The sequence below is a fragment of the Kineosporiaceae bacterium genome (genome assembly GCA_016713225.1).
Taxonomy (GTDB): domain Bacteria; phylum Actinomycetota; class Actinomycetes; order Actinomycetales; family Kineosporiaceae; genus JADJPO01.
The window spans coordinates 568080-587938 of sequence record JADJPO010000003.1 but is presented as its reverse complement, the minus strand read 5'-3'; the positions used below and the strand labels follow the sequence as shown (position 1 = coordinate 587938).

19 protein-coding genes are annotated in these 19859 nt (G+C 68.9%); all 19 read right to left on the bottom strand.

The window, feature by feature from the left end; all coding sequences use genetic code 11:
- Window positions 1–25: 25 nt before the first annotated feature.
- The 19 genes from IPK24_13715 to IPK24_13625 all read right to left on the bottom strand — a co-directional run bounded on the left by IPK24_13715 (window position 26) and on the right by IPK24_13625 (window position 19812).
- Window positions 26–745: a hypothetical protein gene (locus tag IPK24_13715; GenBank protein MBK8076582.1), complete on the bottom strand. Its 720-nt coding sequence runs from the start codon at window positions 743–745 to the stop codon at window positions 26–28.
- Window positions 742–1575 (bottom strand): type 4a pilus biogenesis protein PilO, encoded by an 834-nt coding sequence (gene pilO / locus IPK24_13710; protein ID MBK8076581.1) that lies wholly within the window; start codon window positions 1573–1575, stop codon window positions 742–744. The genes IPK24_13715 and pilO overlap by 4 nt, the downstream gene beginning before the upstream one ends.
- A 1-nt stretch (window position 1576) precedes the next feature.
- Window positions 1577–2272, bottom strand: coding sequence for a PilN domain-containing protein (locus IPK24_13705; GenBank protein ID MBK8076580.1), 696 nt, complete (start codon window positions 2270–2272; stop codon window positions 1577–1579).
- The gene (gene pilM, locus IPK24_13700) at window positions 2272–3321 is read right to left on the bottom strand and encodes a type IV pilus assembly protein PilM (protein MBK8076579.1); all 1050 of its coding nucleotides are present in this window, start codon (window positions 3319–3321) and stop codon (window positions 2272–2274) included. Before pilM ends, IPK24_13705 begins: the two co-directional genes overlap by 1 nt.
- Window positions 3322–3492: 171 nt before the next feature.
- The gene (locus IPK24_13695; GenBank protein ID MBK8076578.1) at window positions 3493–4332 is read right to left on the bottom strand and encodes a prepilin peptidase; all 840 of its coding nucleotides are present in this window, start codon (window positions 4330–4332) and stop codon (window positions 3493–3495) included.
- 25 nt (window positions 4333–4357) lie between these two features.
- The gene (locus tag IPK24_13690) at window positions 4358–5935 is read right to left on the bottom strand and encodes a hypothetical protein (protein ID MBK8076577.1); all 1578 of its coding nucleotides are present in this window, start codon (window positions 5933–5935) and stop codon (window positions 4358–4360) included.
- Window positions 5932–6639 carry a hypothetical protein gene (locus IPK24_13685; GenBank protein MBK8076576.1) on the bottom strand — a complete coding sequence of 236 codons (708 nt, stop codon included), beginning with the start codon at window positions 6637–6639 and terminating at the stop codon, window positions 5932–5934. Before IPK24_13685 ends, IPK24_13690 begins: the two co-directional genes overlap by 4 nt.
- 13 nt (window positions 6640–6652) lie before the next feature.
- Complete coding sequence (locus tag IPK24_13680) at window positions 6653–7891, bottom strand: hypothetical protein (protein MBK8076575.1); 1239 nt, start codon at window positions 7889–7891, stop codon at window positions 6653–6655.
- A 159-nt stretch (window positions 7892–8050) separates the two neighbouring features.
- Window positions 8051–8497, bottom strand: a complete 447-nt coding sequence (locus tag IPK24_13675; GenBank protein MBK8076574.1) for a prepilin-type N-terminal cleavage/methylation domain-containing protein — start codon at window positions 8495–8497, stop codon at window positions 8051–8053.
- A 243-nt stretch (window positions 8498–8740) separates the two neighbouring features.
- On the bottom strand, window positions 8741–9190 hold the full coding sequence (locus IPK24_13670) for a prepilin-type N-terminal cleavage/methylation domain-containing protein (protein ID MBK8076573.1): 450 nt from the start codon (window positions 9188–9190) through the stop codon (window positions 8741–8743).
- Between the two features lie 173 nt (window positions 9191–9363).
- Window positions 9364–10587, bottom strand: coding sequence for a type II secretion system F family protein (locus IPK24_13665; GenBank protein MBK8076572.1), 1224 nt, complete (start codon window positions 10585–10587; stop codon window positions 9364–9366).
- A gap of 17 nt (window positions 10588–10604) precedes the next feature.
- Entirely contained in the window at window positions 10605–11825 is a 1221-nt protein-coding gene (locus IPK24_13660; protein MBK8076571.1) for a type IV pilus twitching motility protein PilT, read from the bottom strand.
- Window positions 11826–12028: 203 nt separating this feature from the next.
- Window positions 12029–13693: a Flp pilus assembly complex ATPase component TadA gene (gene tadA, locus IPK24_13655; protein ID MBK8076570.1), complete on the bottom strand. Its 1665-nt coding sequence runs from the start codon at window positions 13691–13693 to the stop codon at window positions 12029–12031.
- Window positions 13694–13792: 99 nt separating this feature from the next.
- The gene (locus tag IPK24_13650; GenBank protein MBK8076569.1) at window positions 13793–14695 is read right to left on the bottom strand and encodes a shikimate dehydrogenase; all 903 of its coding nucleotides are present in this window, start codon (window positions 14693–14695) and stop codon (window positions 13793–13795) included.
- Window position 14696: 1 nt separating this feature from the next.
- Window positions 14697–15821, bottom strand: a complete 1125-nt coding sequence (gene mltG, locus IPK24_13645; protein MBK8076568.1) for an endolytic transglycosylase MltG — start codon at window positions 15819–15821, stop codon at window positions 14697–14699.
- A complete protein-coding gene (ruvX, locus tag IPK24_13640; protein ID MBK8076567.1) occupies window positions 15818–16366 on the bottom strand; it encodes a Holliday junction resolvase RuvX in 549 nt (182 codons plus the stop codon). Before ruvX ends, mltG begins: the two co-directional genes overlap by 4 nt.
- Window positions 16363–19065: an alanine--tRNA ligase gene (gene alaS, locus IPK24_13635; protein MBK8076566.1), complete on the bottom strand. Its 2703-nt coding sequence runs from the start codon at window positions 19063–19065 to the stop codon at window positions 16363–16365. The genes ruvX and alaS overlap by 4 nt, the downstream gene beginning before the upstream one ends.
- A gap of 16 nt (window positions 19066–19081) precedes the next feature.
- A complete protein-coding gene (locus IPK24_13630) occupies window positions 19082–19366 on the bottom strand; it encodes a hypothetical protein (protein MBK8076565.1) in 285 nt (94 codons plus the stop codon).
- A gap of 71 nt (window positions 19367–19437) precedes the next feature.
- Window positions 19438–19812 (bottom strand): DUF948 domain-containing protein, encoded by a 375-nt coding sequence (locus IPK24_13625; GenBank protein ID MBK8076564.1) that lies wholly within the window; start codon window positions 19810–19812, stop codon window positions 19438–19440.
- Between the last annotated feature and the right edge of the window lie 47 nt (window positions 19813–19859).

Below are 19859 nucleotides of genomic sequence, written 5' to 3'. Positions count from 1 at the left end.
CCGGCGGGTCCCTCGTGCCCCCTGCTCAGCTCAGCTGAAGCGACCGGCCCTCGCAGACCGAGGTGCCGCCACCGGCGGCGCCCGTCCGCTCGACCATGGCGCAGGTGCTGGGGTTGGCGGGGTCGACCAGCACGAAGGTCACGCCGCTGGTGCTCTCGCCCGCGTTGAGGGTCACCGGAACCGAGCCGTTGACCACCAACGTCGCCTGCGCCCCGCTCACCGAGGCGACGAAGACATACGTGGGGGTGGCCGTGACGGTGGTGGGCACCGTCTTGGTGACCGTGGGGGTGACCCGCTTGGTCGCGGTGACGGTGGCCGTGGACGTCGTGGTGACGGTGGCCGTCGTGGTCGAGTCGTTCGCCGTGGCCCCGGTGGTACCGGTGCCGGCCGTACCCGTGGCGGCGGTGGGCTTGGCGGTGAACGGGTCGCGGGTGGCCAGGACGACCGGCGCGATGTCCAGCGTGCTGGCTCCGGGGCTCGGCTCCGTGAGTGGGCTCGGGGTGGTCGAGGACACACTGGCCCCGGGCGCCATGGTCGGTTGCGCGACGGCTGCCGGCTCCTGCGAACTCGCTGCGAGCACCGCGTAGCCCACCCCACCGAGCAGCGCGAGTGCCGCCACCGCGCCACCGACCAGGTAGAGCGGCTTGATCGTGCGTGCCGGGGCGGCTTCGGGCTCGGGCGCCGGCAGCTGGTGGCCTGCCTCGGGGTCCGGACCACCAAAGGTCGGCGTCGGGCTCTCGGTCATGACTGCTCTCCCACTCGGGTCGCGGGGCCGGCGGACAACGCGGCGGTCTGGGGCGTCGAGCTCGCGCCGGTGCCACTCGCCGGTGTGTTCGTGCCGGTCGAACCGGTCGTGCCGGTCGAGCCGGTCGAGCCGGTCGAGCCGGTCGAGCCGGACGTGCCGGACGTGGTGGTCGGCGCGGTCGCCGCGGCGTCGGGCAGGGCGAAGACGCGTCCGGTCACGGTCATGACCACGCCGGTGGCCGAGTCCTCGGCGTCGGTTGCCTCTTGCACCGCCATCTGCAGGCTGCTGATGGCCAGGACGCGAACCAGCTCGGTCTGCAGCTTCTTGAGGAACAGCACCTGCTGGAAGTACTCACCATGGGACACGATGGTGACCGGGAGCTCGATCACCCGCAGGCCACCGGCGCTGCCGGCTGCCGGGGAAGCCGGGGCACCGGTACCGGCGGACGGCGCCGGGGTCGACGCGGCCCCCTGGCGCTGGGTCATCGTCTTGGCCGCAGCGGGAGTCAGGCTCACCAGGTCCACACCAGAGGCCGTGGCCGCAGCGTCCACGCTGCGAACCAGGGCCGGCATCGCCGCATTGATCGGCATCTGGGCCTGGATCTGGGCGAGTTCGGCCCGGCTCTTGCCGAGCTCGGCGAATTGCGCCCGGAGTTGTGCCACCTCGAGTTGCAGGGCGTCGTTCTGCGACTGTCGCTCCTCGGCCTGGGCGCGGATGTCGGCAGCCTCGGCTCGGCGTGGCGAGATCAGCAGCAACCAGGTGGCCGCCATGATCGCGGCGCACAGCAACGCGGTGGTCGCCGTCCAGCGGGATGTCTTGCTGCTCAACATCTCAACGGGCCTTTCGGTCGTACCTGTGGGACAGGGCGTCCGGCTTCACGGTCACCGAGGCGGCGAAGTCGATGTTCGCGGTGGTCCGTTCATCCTGCGTGTGGACGGCCGACTGCAACCGGCTCACATCCATGCCCGTGACGCTGGCCACCGAGGTCAACCACTGCGCGACGTCGGGGAAACGCTTGGCGGTGCCGGTCACACTGATCTCACCGATCCCCTGTGCCGCCAGCGCGTCCGTGACCGGTTGGCCGGCTGTTCCCTCGGTCAGGGCGAGGTCGAGGGTCCCGAGCCACACAGAGGCAGGAGTCGCGACCGACAGCTCGTCCAGGAAGCGGTACCAGAGCACATCACCGGCCATCGCGGTCTCGCGAGCGGTGCGGGCGGCGTCCACCTTGGCCAGCACGCGAGGCACCTCAGCGTATTGCGCTTCCTGCTTGTGCAGCTCTTGGGTGCGAGCCTCGACCACGGCGAGTTCGGCGTTGGCGACACCGACCTGGTGCTGAGCCCAGAAGGTGCCGAGGATGCCGATCAGCGCCACACCGATCACCGAAGCGGCCAGGATCCCCTGGATGCGACGGAACCGGCGGCTCTCGATGATCTCCGGAGGCAGCAGGTTGACGCGGGGCACAGTGGCCCACTCCACCCGGTTCCGGGTGACGGTGGCCTCCTGCCCCACGGGCATGGTCATCGTCATCAGATCGCTCCCAGTGCGAGTCCGACCGGCACGGCGGCCAACGGCTTGACGAAGTCGAGTTGGCTGTCATCGAGCCCGGTGCGCCCGATGCGCAGGTTGGCCATCGGATCACCCGCGACCACCGGAACCCGGGTCGCGGCACCCAGGCGCGGCACCAACCCGGCCAGCCGGGATCCCCCGCCCGAGATCAGGATCCGCTCCACCGGGGCGCCGGGGTTGGAGGCCGCGTAGTAGTCCAGCGACCCCCGCACCTCGTCGACGAACTCCTGCGAGACGGCGTCCACCACACGACTGACGGCGGCTGTCTCCTCCGTGGGGGGTGCGAAGGCGACCTGTTGCTTCATCGCCTCCGCATGTCCCAGTGGGACGCCGAGACGTTCGGCGATGGCGTCGGTGACGTCCTGACCGCCCATCAGCAGGATGCGCACGAAGCGCGGCAGGCCCCCGCTGTAGACCACGATGTTGGTCACCCGAGCACCGACGTCGATCAGGGCCTCGGTCTCGACCTCGGCATGTGACTGCTTGCCCAGCGCCCGCAGAACGGCGAAGGAGGTCAGGTCGACCGAGACCACGTCCAGACCGGCCTTCTCGGCACACCGGACATTGGCCAACACGGTGTCTCGGGAGGCCGCCACCAGCAGCCCCCGCAGCTTGCGCGCCCCGGCCGAGTCGGTCAACTCCTCCAGCGGGAAGAAGTCGAGCACGGCCTGGTTGGCGTCGATCGGCAGGTAGTCCTGCACCTGGAAGGCCAACGACTCGCGCAGTTCCTCGCGCTCCATCCAGGGCAGATCGAGCTGGCGCACGATCACCCGTTGGTTGGCCACCCCGATGACCACCCGGTGATGACTGAACCCGGTGGCCTTCCACAATTGCCGCAGGCACTGGCTCGTGGCCTCGATGTCGACGACCTCGCCGTCCCGGATCGCTCCCTCGGGCAGGACCACCTGCCCGAAGCGTTCGAGCGTGATCCCACCCCGACCGTACGAGAGCTCGACAGCGCGGACGACTGACGTCCCGATGTCCAGCCCGATGGCGGTCTTGCCGGCCATGGCCCACCCCTTCGATCCCACTGCGCGTCCCGCGCTGCGGCGGTCGGATCCCGCGAATGAGCCATCGGCCCAGGGGGTTTGGCCCTTGACGCCGGGGGGTCAGTGTCGCCCGGACGGCGGCGACCCGAACGGCGCAATCGGACGGCGCGAGGTGGGGTCAGCCCAGCCCGGTCAGCCCAGCCCGGTCAGCCTGAGATAGGCGTGGGCGAGTTGCTCGCCCCAGATCAGTCCGACCCAGGTGCCGGCCAACATGTAGGGCCCGTACGGGATCTTCCGTTTCAGCCCACCGCCGTGCACGGCCATGAGCACCACCCCACCCAGGGCACCGAACAGGAAGCCCGCGAAGGCGCCCACGGCCAGTGCCCCCCACCCCACCCAGGCCAGGTAGCCACCGATCAGGCCCGCCAGCCGGACGTCGCCGTAGGCCATCCCGGCGGGGTACACCTGATGCAGCAGGCGGTAGAGCAGCCACAGGCCCACCCCACCGAGCAGCATCCGGACGGCGGCCGGCCGGTTGCCGGCGAGCAGCGCGGCGCCCCCCAGCAGTGCGGCACCGATCCACCAGGACGGGACCACGATGACCGTGGGCAGCCGCTTCACGTCGATGTCGATCAGCGCCAGCGCAATGCCGGCCAGGGTGAACCAGGCCAGCGCCACCCAGGCGAGCAACCAGGCGGGGCTCGGCGCGGAATTGTCGCCCAGAGGCCAGCCGGCGGTGCCCGAGCGGTGCAGCATCCAGGCCGTGACAGCGGCCAGCGCCATCGCGGAGCCGGCCTCGACCAGGGGGTAGCGGCGACTGATCGGCAGACCACAGCACCGGCTTCGGCCGTGCAGCAGCAGCCAGGACACCACCGGCACGTTGTCCCGAGGTCCGATCGCCCCACCACAGCGGGGACACCGGCTGGCCGGCGAGACCACCGACTCCCCCGCCGGGACCCGTGCGATCACCACGTTGAGGAAGGAGCCGAACAGCAGGCCCGACACACCGGCGACGGCGACCAGGAGGATCATCACGTCCCGACGCTATCGCCCGGCATCAGCCGTCCGTGACATTCTCGTACTCCCACTGCGCCGACAGCGGTTTGAGGAAGTAGGTCGGCTGAATGGCACCACCGGCGAACCGCGCGTCGTACTGATAGTCCTTGAGGTAGCCGGTCCGCCCAGCACCGCCGCTGGTCCCGACGGTGCCGCGGTAGTTCTGCGCCAGGGAGCCGTACAGCGTCAACGTGCCCAGGTCGGATCCAGCGTTGTACTGCTGCACGATGAAGCTGTCCTGAATGGTCAGGATCGCCGCGTCGATCCGATTGATCCGCTGGGTCGTCGTCAGCAGTTCGGTGTTGCCGCTGACCGGGTGGTAGACCCAGGCGCTGTGCCCCGGGATCAGGCCGATGATGTCGGTGCTCTCCGGATCGAGCGTGGGGTCGTTGGCGCAGACCAGGTCATCGGTGATGATCACGTCCTGGGTGGATCCCACGGTGACGTTGCCGCTGACCGTTCCGCCGATGTAGGCGGTGCCCAGGTTGCAGGCATAGCTCGGGGTCACCCCCGTGGTGGTCTCGTTGTAGGTGATACCGGCGATCACCCGGCTCTTCGGGAAGCCCCGCGCCTGCTGATTGGCCTGGGTACAGGCCGAGGTCAGATCCTGGATGAAGATGGCGGGCGCCAGGTTCACGGTCTGGGCGGAGGTGCGGTTGGCGGGATTGAAGCACTCCGGACGATTGGCGACGGTGGTACCCGGGCTGTAGACCGTCATGGTGGTGCCGCTGAACGTGATGTGCGTGGCCCCGAAGTACACGCAGCCGAAGTCGTTCGCGTTCTGGGCGAGTTCGGTGTTGGACGCCGGGATCTGCACCAGGGGGTTGTAGACCGGAGTGTTCGCCGGGAAGCTCGCCGAGCCGTTGACCCGGTAACAGCTCGACCCCGAGCACTGGGTGGTCGGAGACGTGCCGAACGGGGTCATGGTCGAGGTGGTCGCCCGGCCGCTGAAGGTGACCGAGCCACCGATCATCGGGGTGTCGTTGGTGTGCATGGGGCCGTTGATCCGGTCGCCGTTGGCGAACTGGATCTCGCTGCAGCTACCGGAGTTGCGCCCCTGCCACCAACGCCTGGTGCACGCGACGGAGGTGCTGCCGGTGTACAGCGGGCTGAGGTTCTCCTTGTCGGAGAAGTACACGTAGTTCAGGAAGCTGCCGGGCTGGAAGGTCGCGGTCAGGGTACGACTGACCCCGTTCGCACTGCCGATCGCCCGCACCACGAGCCGCCCGCCGCTGCCGGTCTGGTTGGGCGTGCGGACCACCTGGTAGCGGAACCGGGCACCGGTCTGAGTGCCGGGGATGGTCGTGCCGGAGGTCGTGAGGGCAGCGTTGGTGGTGTCCGTGCTCTGCCAGTAGCCCTGGTTGTTGATCAGCCGGGACAGGTAGTCGTCGAGTCCGGCCTGTGCGGCGGCCATGGCCGCCTTGGCGTCCTGATCGGTGCGCGTCGGCTTCTGTTGTTGCAGCGCCATGGTGAGACTCACCAACAGGAAGGCGGTGAGCATCAGCATCACGGCCACCGTGAACAAGAGCGCCATGCCCTCGTCGGAACGGTCGCGCTGCCCAGGGGTCGACATCCTCATGAGATCTTCCCGATCCGGATTGCATTGCTCTGATTGACGAGTGTGATCGATTCCGAGACGGCCGCCGGGGCGACCTCCAGCTTGTCCTGCGCCCGCACGCGCAAGGTCACCTGAACCGAGGCCACCATGCGCAGCGTCGCCTCGTCGCCCGGGAGCGTTGCCCCGCTCGTGGGCACCGACAACGCCACCGGTGCGGTGTCCATGTCGACCCGGAGCCGGTGGAACGAGAACAGCACCTCGCCCGCGATGTTCACCGGGCCCGGGGCGACACAGCGTGTGGTGGAGGCCGACGCCGGGAACGCACCCCCGGTGTAGGGGATCACCGTTCGCCGCAGGCATTGCGAGGTGCTGTCGACCTCGTAGGTGATCTGGGAGAACACCGGCGTGGCGCCACCGTCGCGCGAGTAGAACACGATCTTGCGCGGCGAGGCGAAGGCAAAGGCGCTCTGCGAAGTACCGTTCGGCGCCGGAACGGCCACCCGCAGATCGCGGCTGAGCATCTCGGTCATGATCCGGGCGTCGGCCTGTTGGGCGGTGCGCGCATCCGCGAACCGTCGTTCGCGCAGGGTGGTGGTCAGCATCGTGGCGCCCAGGATGAACACGATCGAGGTGATCACCATGGACACCAACAGCTCGGCCAGACTGAGTCCGGCATCGTCCGTTGCGGGGAACAGCCGGCGGCCCGGCCGGCGGCTGGGGAACATCGATCGCGACACCTCAGCCCACCGACACCGTCGAGCTGACATTGCCGGCGGTCAGCGACACCGACTGCGGACGCGTGCCACTCGGCACGGTGAGCGTCCACGCTCCCGGCGGCAACGCAACCCTGGAGGTATTGCCCATGGCCGGCATCACGCCCAGCGTGATCACCTCACCGCCGGCGCAGTAGGCATCGGCAGCATGGGTCGCCGTCACCGTCTTGCCCACCGCAGCGGCGTTGTCGGGGCGGAACCGCACTCCCGCCAGCGAGACGTTCACGTTCGCCGTCTGGCCGGTGACGACGCTGGTGAGCGGGAGCGAGGCGGGCCGAGCGTCCTGACAGGACCCGGCCCACGCGCCGTAGGCCGCGGGGAACAGCCGCGTGGCGGTGAAGCCCGAACTGGTTGCCGAGCTCAGGCACGCCTGCGAAGGGGTGGCCGTGGCGCAGTTCGGCGGGCTGCGCCGAGTGGTGGCACTGGGCCACAGGGTGGTGGTGAGGTACGGCTGAAACGCGTTGGCGCCGTAGGAGGCGGGCATCGACGTGCCGGACGGCCGGACCAGGGTCGCGGTGAGCGATCCCGGCTCGCCGAGGCTCAGCGTCGTCTTGATCACCGAGTTCGCCACGATGCCGCTACCGGTGTCGGTCACGCTGTCGAGGCCGCTGATGTCCACCATGCCGCTCCGCGAAGCCGTCGCGTAGACGTTGCTCGAGGCGGACAGATTGGTGAACACGGCGCAGCCGTCCGCGCCGGTGGTCTCGGTGTCCAGCGTCGTCCCGCTGGAGGTGCGCAGGACGACCTGAGCGTTGGGTACCGGTGACCCGGAGGAGTCCAGGACGTAGGCCGCCAGGGATCCCTTGGCCGTGTCGAGACCACCGCTGCTGGCGTTGAAGCCCAGGCTGCGCATGGTCTCGGTGGTGACGGGTTCGGTGTTGCCCATGTTGGCCCAGGTGACCGTCACGGTGACGCGCTTGGCGGCCAGCCGCCCGGTGCCGGTACAGGCGGACACGGCGCCGTTGTAGGTGGTGTAGGTGGCGTCCTGGGTGATCGTGTAGACGGTGCCGCCCACGGTCTGGGTGGGCAGGACGACGCGACCATCCGGGATGTCGACCGCCGAGACCTGGCGCAGCGCCTCGGCTTGACTCGCCGCGAGATTGGCCGCCGCGGTGCGCCGGCCCGAGTCGGCGGTCAGTCCCAGGGTGCCGAAGACCAGGCTGGCCACGACGAGTGCCCCGATGCCCATGATCGTGGAGGACACGACGGCCTCCATCAAGGTGAAGCCCTCGTCAGACCTGATGTGTCGCCTCACGACCTCGACTCCGTCTCGACGCTCGACAGTGGTGGCCGAACCTTCGCGGCCCGGACGAACCAGGGGCGACACCGCGGCGCGGGGCCGCCCCTGGCACAGCCCGTGGGATCAGGCGATGTCCGCCGCCGCACAGGCACCGCTGGACAGCCCACTCTTGGGCGAGTACTTCCAGGTCTGGGTGCCGCCGTTGGTGTTCGTCAGCTGGACGCACCACTTGGTCTTGTCGGTGGCGTGGAACGTCGTGGTCGGCGCGCCGATGGTGGCCTGGCTGGCCCGGCCGACGACCTTGGCGTTGACGGTGTACTGGTTGTTGGCGTCCTTGCCCACGGCAACCTCGCCGGTGGGGTCGCCGTCCACGTAGTAGGTGGCGATCTCCTTACCGATGGTGGTGACGTCGGCCTTGGTCGCGGTGTCCTGAGCCTTCTCGCGCTGGCTGAGGAAGACCGGGATGGCGATCGCGGCCAGGATACCGATGATGATCATGACCACCAGGAGTTCGATGAGGGTGAAGCCCTCGTCCTTCTCGGCCATGGACTTGCGAATGCGAGCGAGCATCGAGTGCTCTCCTTCGACTCAGCTGGTGAGGCCGTGGAACCCGTTCGCAGACATAGGGTCCGGGCCGGATCGTGATGACAGGTGAGACGTCGACACAGCGTGGTGAAGGCTTGAGTCGGATCAACCGAACGGGCCAATGGATCACAGTCGGCAACAATCCCTCATCCCACTGCGGACGGATCGCCGACACAGTGCAGGGGCGGCCCCGCAGTTGCGGGGCCGCCCCTGGCGGAACTCGATGGATCAGGCGACGTCTGCCGCTGCGCAGGCACCGCTGGCGAGGCCGCTCTTGGCCGAGTACTTCCAGGTCTGGGTGCCGCCGTTGGTGTTCGTCAGCTGCACGCACCACTTGTTGGCCTTGTCGGTGGCGTGGAACGTCATCGTCGGCGCGCCGATGGTGGCCTGGCTGGACCGGCCGACGACCTTGGCGTTGACGGTGTACTGGTTGTTGGCGTCCTTGCCCACGGCAACCTCGCCGGTGGGGTCGCCGTCCACGTAGTAGGTGGCGATCTCCTTACCGATGGTGGTGACGTCGGCCTTGGTCGCGGTGTCCTGAGCCTTCTCGCGCTGGCTGAGGAAGACCGGGATGGCGATCGCGGCCAGGATGCCGATGATGATCATGACCACCAGGAGTTCGATGAGGGTGAAGCCCTCGTCCTTCTCGGCCATGGACTTGCGAATGCGAGCGAGCATCGAGTGCTCTCCTTCGACTCAGATGGCGAGGCCGTGGAACCCGTTCGCAGACATAGGGTCCGGGCCGATTGCGATGACAGGGGAGGTATCGGCTCACCGAGCCGACGACTTGAGCCGGATCGCCCGAACGGGCCAGCGAGTCCCGCTGAACGACCCGAATCGTCGCGGACGCCCTACTTGATCAGGTTGAAGACCGAGAAGATGGGCATGTAGAGCGCAATGATCATCCCGCCGATGATCGTGCCCAGGACGGCGATCATCAGGGGCTCGATCAGGCTGGTCAGCGCCTCGGCCGTCGCCTCGACCTCCTGGTCGTAGAAGTCGGAGATCTTGTGCAGCATGGTGTCCATCGCCCCGGTGTCCTCACCGACGGCCAACATCTGCACCACCATCGGCGGGAACACCTTGTGCTCGGTCAACGGCGCGGTCAGCGACTCCCCCCGCCGCACGTTCTCCTCGACGGCCTTGGAGGCGTCACGGATGACGATGTTGCCGCTGGTGTCACCGACGATCTCGAGACTCTGCAGGATCGGGACACCCGATTGCAGCATGGTGCCCAGATTGCGGGTGAACCGGCTGATCGCGACCTTCTGGAACAGCGAGCCGAACACCGGCAGCCGCAGCTTCATCGGGTCGACCACCCGCCGCACACCCTCGCGGTTCTTCACCCGGCCCCACACCACGACACCGACGATGCCGAGCACCAGCAACACCGGCGCTCCCAGTCGTAGCGAGTCCGACAGGAACACGAGCACCTTGGTGGGCCCCGGCAGCTCCCCGCCGAGATCCTTGAACATCTTCGCGAAGATCGGAACGATGAAGATCAGCATGCCGATCACGGCGACCACGGCGATCACGAAGACGACCGTGGGGTAGGTCATCGCCGATTTGATCTTCGACCGGAGCCGTACCTCGGCCTCGTAGTTGGCGGCGATCTGCAGCAGGACCGAGTCGAGGAAGCCACCCACCTCGCCGGCCCGGGTCATGTTCACCAGCAGCGGGGGGAAGACCTCCGGATGGCGGGCCATCGCGGTGGACAGCGACTGCCCGGCCTCGACCGCTCCCCGGACCTCGCCCAGGGTCTTGGCCAGCTTGGCGTTGTCGGTCTGCTCGGACAGGATCGCCAGAGCACGGAGTAACGACAGACCTGAGTTGATCATCGTGGCGAACTGGCGGCTCATCACCGCCAGGTCCTTCAACCCGACCCCGCCACCGAACGGCAGCGAGATCTCGCGGTTCATGCCCGAGTTGGCCTCGCGGATGGAGATCGGCGCATAGCCCATCCCCCGCAGCTTCTGCGCCAGGGCAGCCTCGGTCGGGGCGTCGAGCTTGCCGTTGACCAGCTTGCCCTTGCGGTCGCGGACGGAGTACTCGAAGGTCTTGGTGGCCGTGCTCATCACTGATCTCCTGGCGCTCAGAACCGGCCGACGAGGCGGTTGAAGTCCTCGACGTGGTGGCACTTCTCGCGACCCTGATCCATCGTGATCCGCCCGGTGCGCACCAACTCGGCCAGATGCTGGTCGAGCGTGTGCATGCCGTACTGGGCTCCCGCCTGCAGGGCGGAGTAGATCTGATGGGTCTTGCCCTCGCGGATCAGGTTGCGGATGGCTGGGGTGGCGACCATCACCTCGGTGGCCGCTGCCCGGCCTCGCCCGTCCCGGGTCTTGCACAGGGTCTGACACACCACACCCTGGATCGCCCCGGCGAGCTGCACCCGCACCTGCTGCTGCTGGTGCGGCGGGAACACGTCGATGACCCGGTCGATGGTCTGGCCGGCGTCCTGCGTGTGCAGGGTGGCGAAGACCAGGTGGCCGGTCTCGGCGGCGGTCAGCGCGACCGAGATGGTCTCGAGGTCACGCATCTCACCGACCAGGATGATGTCGGGGTCCTGGCGCAGCACGTGCTTGAGCGCGTTGCCGAACGAGAGCGTGTCCTCGCCCACCTCACGCTGATTGACCATGCACGACTTGTGCCGGTGGAGGAACTCGATCGGGTCCTCCACGGTCATGATGTGGTCCTTGCGGGTGCGGTTGGCCAGGTCGACCAGTGCCGCCAGCGTCGTCGACTTGCCCGAGCCCGTCGGACCGGTCACCAGCACCATGCCGCGAGGTAGCGCCGCGAAGTTCGAGACGGACGGCGGGATGCCGAGCTTCTCGAGCGAGTGGATCTCGTACGGGATGCGGCGGAAGGCTGCACCCAGCGCCTCACGCTGGCGGTAGACGTTCACCCGGAACCGGGCCTGCCCGGGCAGGGAGTAGGACAGGTCGAGTTCGAGCTCGGCCTCGAATCGCTCTCGCTGCTTCTGGGTGAGGATGGCGTAGATCACCCGTTGCAGGATCTGCGGCGTCAGGATCTGCTGATCGGGCAACTCGACCAGGTCGCCGTTGACCCGTGCCAGGGGTGGTGCGCTGACGGTCAGGTGCAGGTCGGAGGCACCCATCTCGATCATGGTGGTGAGCACGGAGCTCAGGTCGAGGTCGTTCTCCTCCACCTGCTGTTCGGTGCCCTTGCGCTCGAAGCCACCACCGTGGGGCGACGGAGCAGGTGAAGCCACGGCCTGCGGCGTGGGATGGGCCTGCTGAGCCGGCTGGGGCGGCTGGGCCGACTGAGTGCTGTGCACGGGGGCGGGAGGCATCGGGGGCTGCGGCGGCGGAGCCAGGGTCGGCACCGGAGCAGCGGGCTGCATCGGGACCGGCGAGGGCGCCAGCGTTGGTGTCGCCGGCGGATACTGCGGCTGCGCGCTGTGCTCCAACGTCGCTCCTCGATGGCAGGGTGGTGCCCGATTGGCTCTCAGTGGTGGATCGGTCGCTGCCGCGGCGCGCTTGAGGCTCGAGAGCCTCAGGCCACCACGCGCAGCACCTCCTCGAGCGAGGTGAGGCCGTCGCGCACCTTGTACATGCCATCGGTGCGCAACGAGTGCATCCCCTGGGCCTTGGCCACGTCGCCCACCTCCGCGGCGGCTGAGCGTGCGACGCACAGGCGCTCGATCTCCTCGGAGACGACCATGACCTCGTGCAGTGCCAGTCGGCCCTTGTAACCGGTCTTGGCGCACGCCGCGCAACCCGCCGGCCGGTGCAACTGGGGCAGCGGCTCCCCCGGCTGCCAGGGGTAGCGAGCAGCCAGCAGTTCCTTCTCGCTCGGCTGGTAGGCCTCCTTGCACTTCACGCACAGCTTGCGCGCCAGCCGTTGCGCCAGAACACATTCCACCGCAGATCCGACCAGGAAGGGTTCGATGCCCATCTCGGTCAATCGGGTGATCGCCGACGGCGCGTCATTGGTGTGCAGCGTCGACAACACCAGGTGACCGGTCAGGGCGGCCTCGATGGCGATCTGCGCGGTCTCGTGATCGCGGATCTCGCCGATCAGCACGACGTCCGGGTCGGAACGCAGAATGGAGCGCAGGGCGGCGGCGAACGTCAGCCCCGCCTTCGTGTTCACCTGCACCTGGTTGATGCCCGGCAACCGGTACTCGACCGGGTCCTCGACCGTGATGACGTTGATCTCGTCCCGCGCGATCGCATTGAGGGTCGCGTAGAGCGTCGTGGACTTCCCCGACCCGGTCGGGCCGGTGACCAGCAACATCCCGTACGGCTTGCGGTAGCTGGTGGCGTAGCGCTCATAGTTGGCCGGGTCGAAGCCCAGGTCGGGCAGCGCCAACCGGGCGGTGCTGTTGTCCAGCACCCGCATGACCACCTTCTCGCCCCACACCGTGGGCAGCGTGGCCACGCGCAGATCCATCTTCTTCCCACCGGCGGTGACCGACAGCCGGCCGTCCTGGGGCACCCGCCGGATCGCGATGTCCATGTCCGACATGATCTTCAGCCGCGAGATCACCCCGGACTGGATCGACCTGGGTGAACGCATCACCTCGTGCAGCACTCCGTCGATGCGATACCGCACCCGGACGTCGTGTTCGGCGGGCTCGATGTGGATGTCCGAGGCACCGTCACTGATCGCCTGAGTGATCAGCAGGTTCACGTAGCGCACGATCGGGGCGTCGTCGATCACCTCGGCGACGATGGCCGCGTCGTCATGATCGGCGTCCTCGGACAACGCGGTGCTCAGATCGTCCAGGTCGCCGTCGGCGCGGCAGTACCGTTCGATCGCCGCGAACAGGTCCTCGCGCGTGGCGACCACCGGCCGCGGTTCCAGGCCGGTCAGTGAGCGGACGTCGTCCACGGCGAACACGTTGCCGGGATCGGCCATGGCGAGCAGCAGCCGGCCCTCCTCGACCCCGATCGGCAGGACCGCGTAACGCCGGCACACGGCCTCGGAGACCAGGCTCACGGTGTGACCGTCGACCGGGTGCTCGGCCAGGTCGACGAACGGCAGGCCGATCTGCGCGGCGAGGGCCTGCACCAACTGAGCCTCGGTCAGGACACCGTGCTCGACCAGGATGCGGCCCAGGCTGCGCCCCACCCGCTCGTGCTCGTCGTAGGCAGCTGCCAGCTGCCCCTCGTCGACGAGGCGTGCGTCGAGCAGGATGTCGGCCAGTTGTCTCACTGGCGCCCGCCACGGCGACACGGCCTCATGCACCGGATGTCGGCCCCCCAGGCCTCGAGCTTGAGCTCGGGCAGGTACTCGTGCTCGTGCTGAGGTGCGCTAGCCCGCCCGGCCCCGCGATGCCGCTCGGCGGTCCAGCTCGAGCTGTCCGGCGGCGCGCATCACGTCGAGCGGTGGACGCAGCCTCGTCATCAACCGAACCTGGCCCTCGGCCTGATGGACGAGCATCGAGAACCCCCCGCTGACCTCCCCGCCCGCCACCAACCAGGCGCGGGCCAGTGGGGTCGGCCACGGGTCGTACCGGACGTCGAGCAGGACCGGGACGGCGGGCGTGGACGCCACCGCGCCGGCGAGGTCCTCGGCCAGGGCGTCACCCGCCTGACCCGGCAGGGTCGAGATCACCACAGCACCCGGCGGCAGCGAGGCCAGACGCCGGGCCGCCGTGGCGACGTCCAGGCTGTCGAGTTCGGGGGCGACGCCGAGCCGCCGGGCTGCGGCCAGCAGGGGAACTGCCCGCTCGCGGGAGCGAACCAGCACCACCGGCACGGGACAGCCCAGGTCGCGCAGCGCAGCCAACGAAGACGCCGCGGTGGCGCCACCACCCAACACCACGGCGTGCTCGACTGCTGTGGCCCCAGCCTCACCGAGCGCGTGGATGATCCCGTAGACGTCGGTGTTGTAGCCCTGCAGGCGGATTGCCGACGCCGAGGATCCGGAGCCCTCGACGACCACGGTGTTGACGGCGCCGACCTGTGCCGCCAGGTCGCTCTGGCCCGCCAGGTGAGGTTGCACCGCCCGTTTGAGCGGCATCGTGAGCGACAGACCCGCCCAGCCCCCGTCCACCGTCGCCAGGAAGCTCGCCAGGTCGGGCTCGTCGACGTCGAACGACTCGTACGTCCAGGTGTTCAGACCCAGCGCCGCGTAGGCGGCGCGGTGCATCAGGGGCGACAGCGAGTGCGCGATCGGGTGGCCGAGAACCGCCGCCCGCCGCCCGGCGGTCACCTCAACGCCCCGGGTTGGCGGCCAGCCACTTGTCGAGCTCGGCCTTGAGGACAGCGAACTCCGCTTCGGTGGTGGCGTACTTGGTCTCGCCCGTGTCGGGGTTGACCGCCACGAAGTACAGCCACGGGCCCTCGACGGGATTGAGCACCCCCTGGATCGCGACCACCCCCGGGCTGCAGATGGCCCCCACCGGAAGGCCGGCGTGACGATAGGTGTTGAACGGCGAATCGACCGTGAGGTCCTTGAGCGAGACCGCGACCTTGCGCCGGTTCAACGCGTAGTTGACCGTGGTGTCCAACTGCAACGGGCGCTTCTGGGCGATCCGGTTGGCGAAGACCCGGGCGATCTTTCCCGCATCCTCATCCGATCCGCGCTCGGCCTCCACCAGGCTGGCCTCGATGATCACAGCCTTCCACCGCGGGGGTTCCACCCCGAGCTGAGTCAGTTCCGCCTTCGTCTTCTGCACCATGTCGGCGATGAGATCGAGTGCGGTGGTCTGCGGGGAGATCTCGTAGGTCGCCGGGAACAACCATCCCTCGACCCGGCCACCGGCCTCGGCCGGCAGGCCGATCTCGGCCGGCTGCTTCACGGCCGCCTGGAAGTCCGCGAGGGGGATGCCGCTGCCCTTCGCCAGGGCGTCGAGGATCTCGACGAGACGCAGACCCTCCTTCACCGTCACCTTCTTGACGACACGATTCGCCGGATCGGCCAACACCTGCAACGCTCCGGCGGCGCTCATCTGCTTGCGCAACGTGTACACCCCGGGTTGGATCTTCGAGGCCCGAGCGTCCTTGTCGGCCAGCGACACGAAGGAGTCGGCCGTCTTGACCACGTCGGCCTCTCGCAGCACCCGACCGATGGCTGCGCCGGTGGCCCCCTCGGGGATGGTCACGCTGACCTGACCGGTGCCCGGGCCGGGGTAGTCGTCCGGGGCGAACAGTGAGTTGATCAGCGGGCGGATCGTGAACCAGGCCAGGCCGGCGGCGGCCACGAGAACGCCGAGGCCGATGATCACCGATACTCGACCCCGACGCGAGCGGGTGCGCCGGCGTTTCTCGCTCTCGCGCGCCGCCCGTCGCTGCCGCACGGGGGGCGGGGACGACGCGCCCAGGGGCATGTCGTTCACGACGGCGGTGCCTCCGCTCTCTGCGCGCCGGACTCTCCGGCGTCGTCCCCCTGCCCACCCTGCCGAGCGGTGGTCGTACTCGCCACCGGCTGTCCGGGTGGTCGCCCGGTGGCGCGTTCGGCGTCCAGGGCAGCCTGCAGGATCACCACCGCGGCCGCCTGGTCGATCACCGGACGACTGCGTCGCTGCTTCCTGCCGGCGTCGCGCATCGAGCGGGCTGCGGTCACCGTGCTCAGCCGTTCATCAACCAGCCGGACGCCGACCGGCGCCACTCGGCGCGCGACGGCCTCAGCGTATCCGCGGGCCGCAGCCGCCGCAGGCCCCTCGGCACCGGCGAGGGTCAGCGGTAGCCCGATCAGCACCTCGAAAGCCCGATACTCCGCCACGAGCTCAGCCAACTGGTCGATATCCGTGGTCGGACCGTTACTGTCCGCAGCGCGAGCCAGGGTGCACTCGGGGACCGCCAGCATCCCGTCGGGATCGCAGCGGGCCACTCCGACGCGCACGCTGCCGACATCGACAGCGAGCCGGACACCACGTCTCACCGCCGAGTGACGATCTCTCCGACGGCGTGTTCGACCCGCTGCAGCGCCTCGGACAGCTTCGAGACATCGGAGCCACCGCCCTGGGCCACCTCGGGCGAGCCGCCACCGCCGCCACCGAGCACAGCGGAGGCCTGCTTCACCAGGTCACCGGCCCGTACCCCCCAGCGCCGTGCCTCGTCGTTGGTGGCCACGACCACCAGCGGCCGTCCCTTGGAGCGGCCGGCCACGGCGACGACCGCCGGCGTGTCGACCGGCATCCGGCCCCGGACGTCGAGGGCCAGCGAGCGCAATTCGTCGGTCGAGACGTCCCCGGCGTCATGCGTCACCACGCGGACCCCGAACACCTCGGCTGCCCCGTCGACCAGCGCGCCGGCCCCGGCGAGCACCGCCGCCGCCCGCATCGCGTCGATCTCCTTGGTGGCATCGCGCAACTGGGCCACCAGCGAGGCCACCCGGTCGGTGAGCTCCTCCGGGCGCACCTTGAGGGCATCGGTCAGCTGTGAGACCAGCAGGTGTTCCCGGGCGGCGAACTGGTAGGCGTCCACGCCCACCAGAGCCTCCACGCGGCGCACCCCGGAGCCGATCGACCCCTCGCCGAGCAGCCGGACCATGCCGAGCTGCCCCGAGCGCGGCGCATGGGTGCCGCCGCACAGTTCGCGGGTCCACTCCCCCACCGAGATCACCCGAACCCGGTCGCCGTACTTCTCGCCGAACAACGCCATCGCCCCGGCCGCCCGGGCCTGCTCCTGGGTCATCACCTCGGCGCGCACCTCGAGGTCCTCGATGAGCAGGGCATTGACCCGCGCCTCGACATCACGCACGGCACTGGCGGGCAGCGCTGCGTTGGCGTGGAAGTCGAATCGGAACCGGCCCGGAGAGTTCTCCGAACCGGCCTGGGTCGCGGTGTCCCCCAAGGCCTCTCGGATCGCCTTGTGCACCATGTGGGTCGCCGTGTGAGACCGGCTGATCGCCTTGCGGCGTTCGACGTCCACCTCTGCCCGCGCCGGGGCACCGACCTTGACCTCACCGCTGAGCACTCGGGCGCGGTGCACCACCAGGCCGGTGATGGGCGACTGCACGTCGTCGACCTGGATGACCGCACCATCGAGCTCGATCAGGCCGCCGTCGGCGAGCTGACCGCCGCCCTCGGCGTAGAACGGGGTGCGCTCGAGGATCACCTCGACGTTCTGCCCCTCGTGCGCCACGTCGGCGCGTACGCCGTCCACCAGCAGCGCCCGTACCCCGGCCTCGCCCGTGAGGTGGTCGTACCCGATGAACTCGACCGGCGCCCCGAGGGTCTCGGCGATCGAGCGGTAGACCGTGGTGTCGACGTGGCCGGTCTTCTTGGCCGCGGCGTCGGCGCGGGCGCGCTGACGCTGCTCGGTCATGAGCCGGCGGAACTCGTCCTCGTCGACGCTCAGGCCCTGTTCTGCCGCCATCTCGAGGGTGAGGTCGATCGGGAAGCCGTAGGTGTCGTGCAGCTGGAACGCCTGGGCACCCGAGAGCACCACCGGACCGGTGCCCGCCCCTGACGCCGACTTCGCCTCGCGCACCGCGACGTCCAGGATCGTGGTGCCGGAGCTCAGCGTCTGGCGGAACGCCTCCTCCTCGGCGGCGACCACCTGACTGATCCGCGAGAACTCGCCCTCGAGCTCGGGGTAGGACGCCTTCATGACGTTCTTCGAGACCGTGGTCAGATCGACCAGCGTGGGGTCAGCGACACCCAACAGCCGGACGGCGCGCACCACCCGACGCAGGATGCGTCGCAGCACGTAGCCGCGGGCCTCGTTGGACGGCGTCACGCCGTCCCCGATCAGCATCAGGCCACTGCGGACGTGGTCGGCGATGACGCGCATCCGGATGTCGTCGCTCGGGTCTCCCGCGGCGGTGGCAGCGCCGTAGCGCTTGCCCGACAGCTCCTCCATGCGCGCGATGACGGGGAAGACCTCGTCGATCTCGTACATGTTGTCCTTGCCCTGCAACAGGTAGGCGACACGCTCCTGCCCGAGACCGGTGTCGATGTTCTTCGCCGGCAGCTCCCCGAGGATCTCGTAGCCCTCCTTGCCCGGACCCTCGCCCCGCAGGTTCTGCATGAAGACCAGGTTCCAGAACTCGAGGTAGCGGTCACCGGCGTCCCAGTCACGATCGGCACCGAACTGCGGACCGCGATCGATGAGGATCTCACTGCACGGGCCGCAGGGGCCGGGTACGCCCATCGACCAGTAGTTGTCCTTCATGCCCAACCGCACGATGCGGTCGTCGCTCAGTCCCGCGACCTTCTTCCACAGCGCGATCGCCTCGTCATCGTCGACGTAGACCGAGACGTAGAGGTCCTTCTCGGCGAAGCCGAACCCGCCGTCCGCGATCGGCTTCGTGGTCAACTCCCACGCGAGCTCGATGGCGCCTTCCTTGAAGTAGTCACCGAACGAGAAGTTGCCGTTCATCTGGAAGAACGTGCCGTGCCGGGTGGTCTTGCCGACCTCGTCGATATCCAGGGTGCGCACGCACTTCTGCACGCTGGTCGCCCGCGGGTAGGGCGGGGTCTCCTGCCCGAGGAAGTAGGGCTTGAACGGCACCATGCCGGCGTTGACGAACAACAGCGTGGGGTCGTCGTAGAGCAACGGCGCGCTCGGCACCACGGTATGGCCACGGCTCTCGAAAAAGCTCAGCCAGCGACGACGGATCTCTGCGGACTCCATGACGTCAACGGTCCCTTCAGCGATCGCGCTCTGTCATCGGGTTTTCCAGCAGGTCACGGGCCTGCTCGGGGGTCAACGTGGGTCGGGCCGCACCGGTCGGGTCGTCCGGGTCGTCGACGCCGAGAGCGACGCGCAGCTCGGCCTCGCGTTCGGCCATGCCCTCGCGCACGATGTCGCCGAACTCGCGGGCACGCTCGCCGAGCGCGCCTCCCGAGGCCAGGGCGCCGAGTCGCCGGACGGCGTACACCCCCAGGGCGGCGCCCAGCAGCACCCAGAACAGGCGACGGATCAATCCGAACATGGTGCCTCCCCTGCTTTCGTCGGCGTTCAGCGTTCAGTCGTCAGGGTCGTTCAGTGGTCAGTGGTCAGTGGTCAGCGGGTGGCGCGGCGCGCATCGCGCGCCTTGCGCCCGTTGACGGCCTGCCGGACGCCGTAGCTGAAGGCCGCGACCTTGACCACCGGCGAGCCCAAGGTCGCCGCGAACAGCGAGGTCAGCGCCGAGATGTTGGTGGACACCTGCGCCACATTGGAGGTGATGGTGTCGACCTTGGTCAGCTGCTGGTTGGTCGTGGCCACGGTGGTGGTCACCTCCGACAACAGCGGCGTGGTGCCGTCGCTGACCCCACGGACGGTCAGCCGGGTCTCGTCCAGTACCCGCCCCAGCTTGATCAACGGCACCCCGAGGAAGCCGACCAGCAGCAGGAACGCGCAGGCAATGATGAGCAGAGCGACGTCGCCGACATCCATGCCGCGACCCTATCGCGCTGGTGTGACAGCTCATGTCGGACGCCACC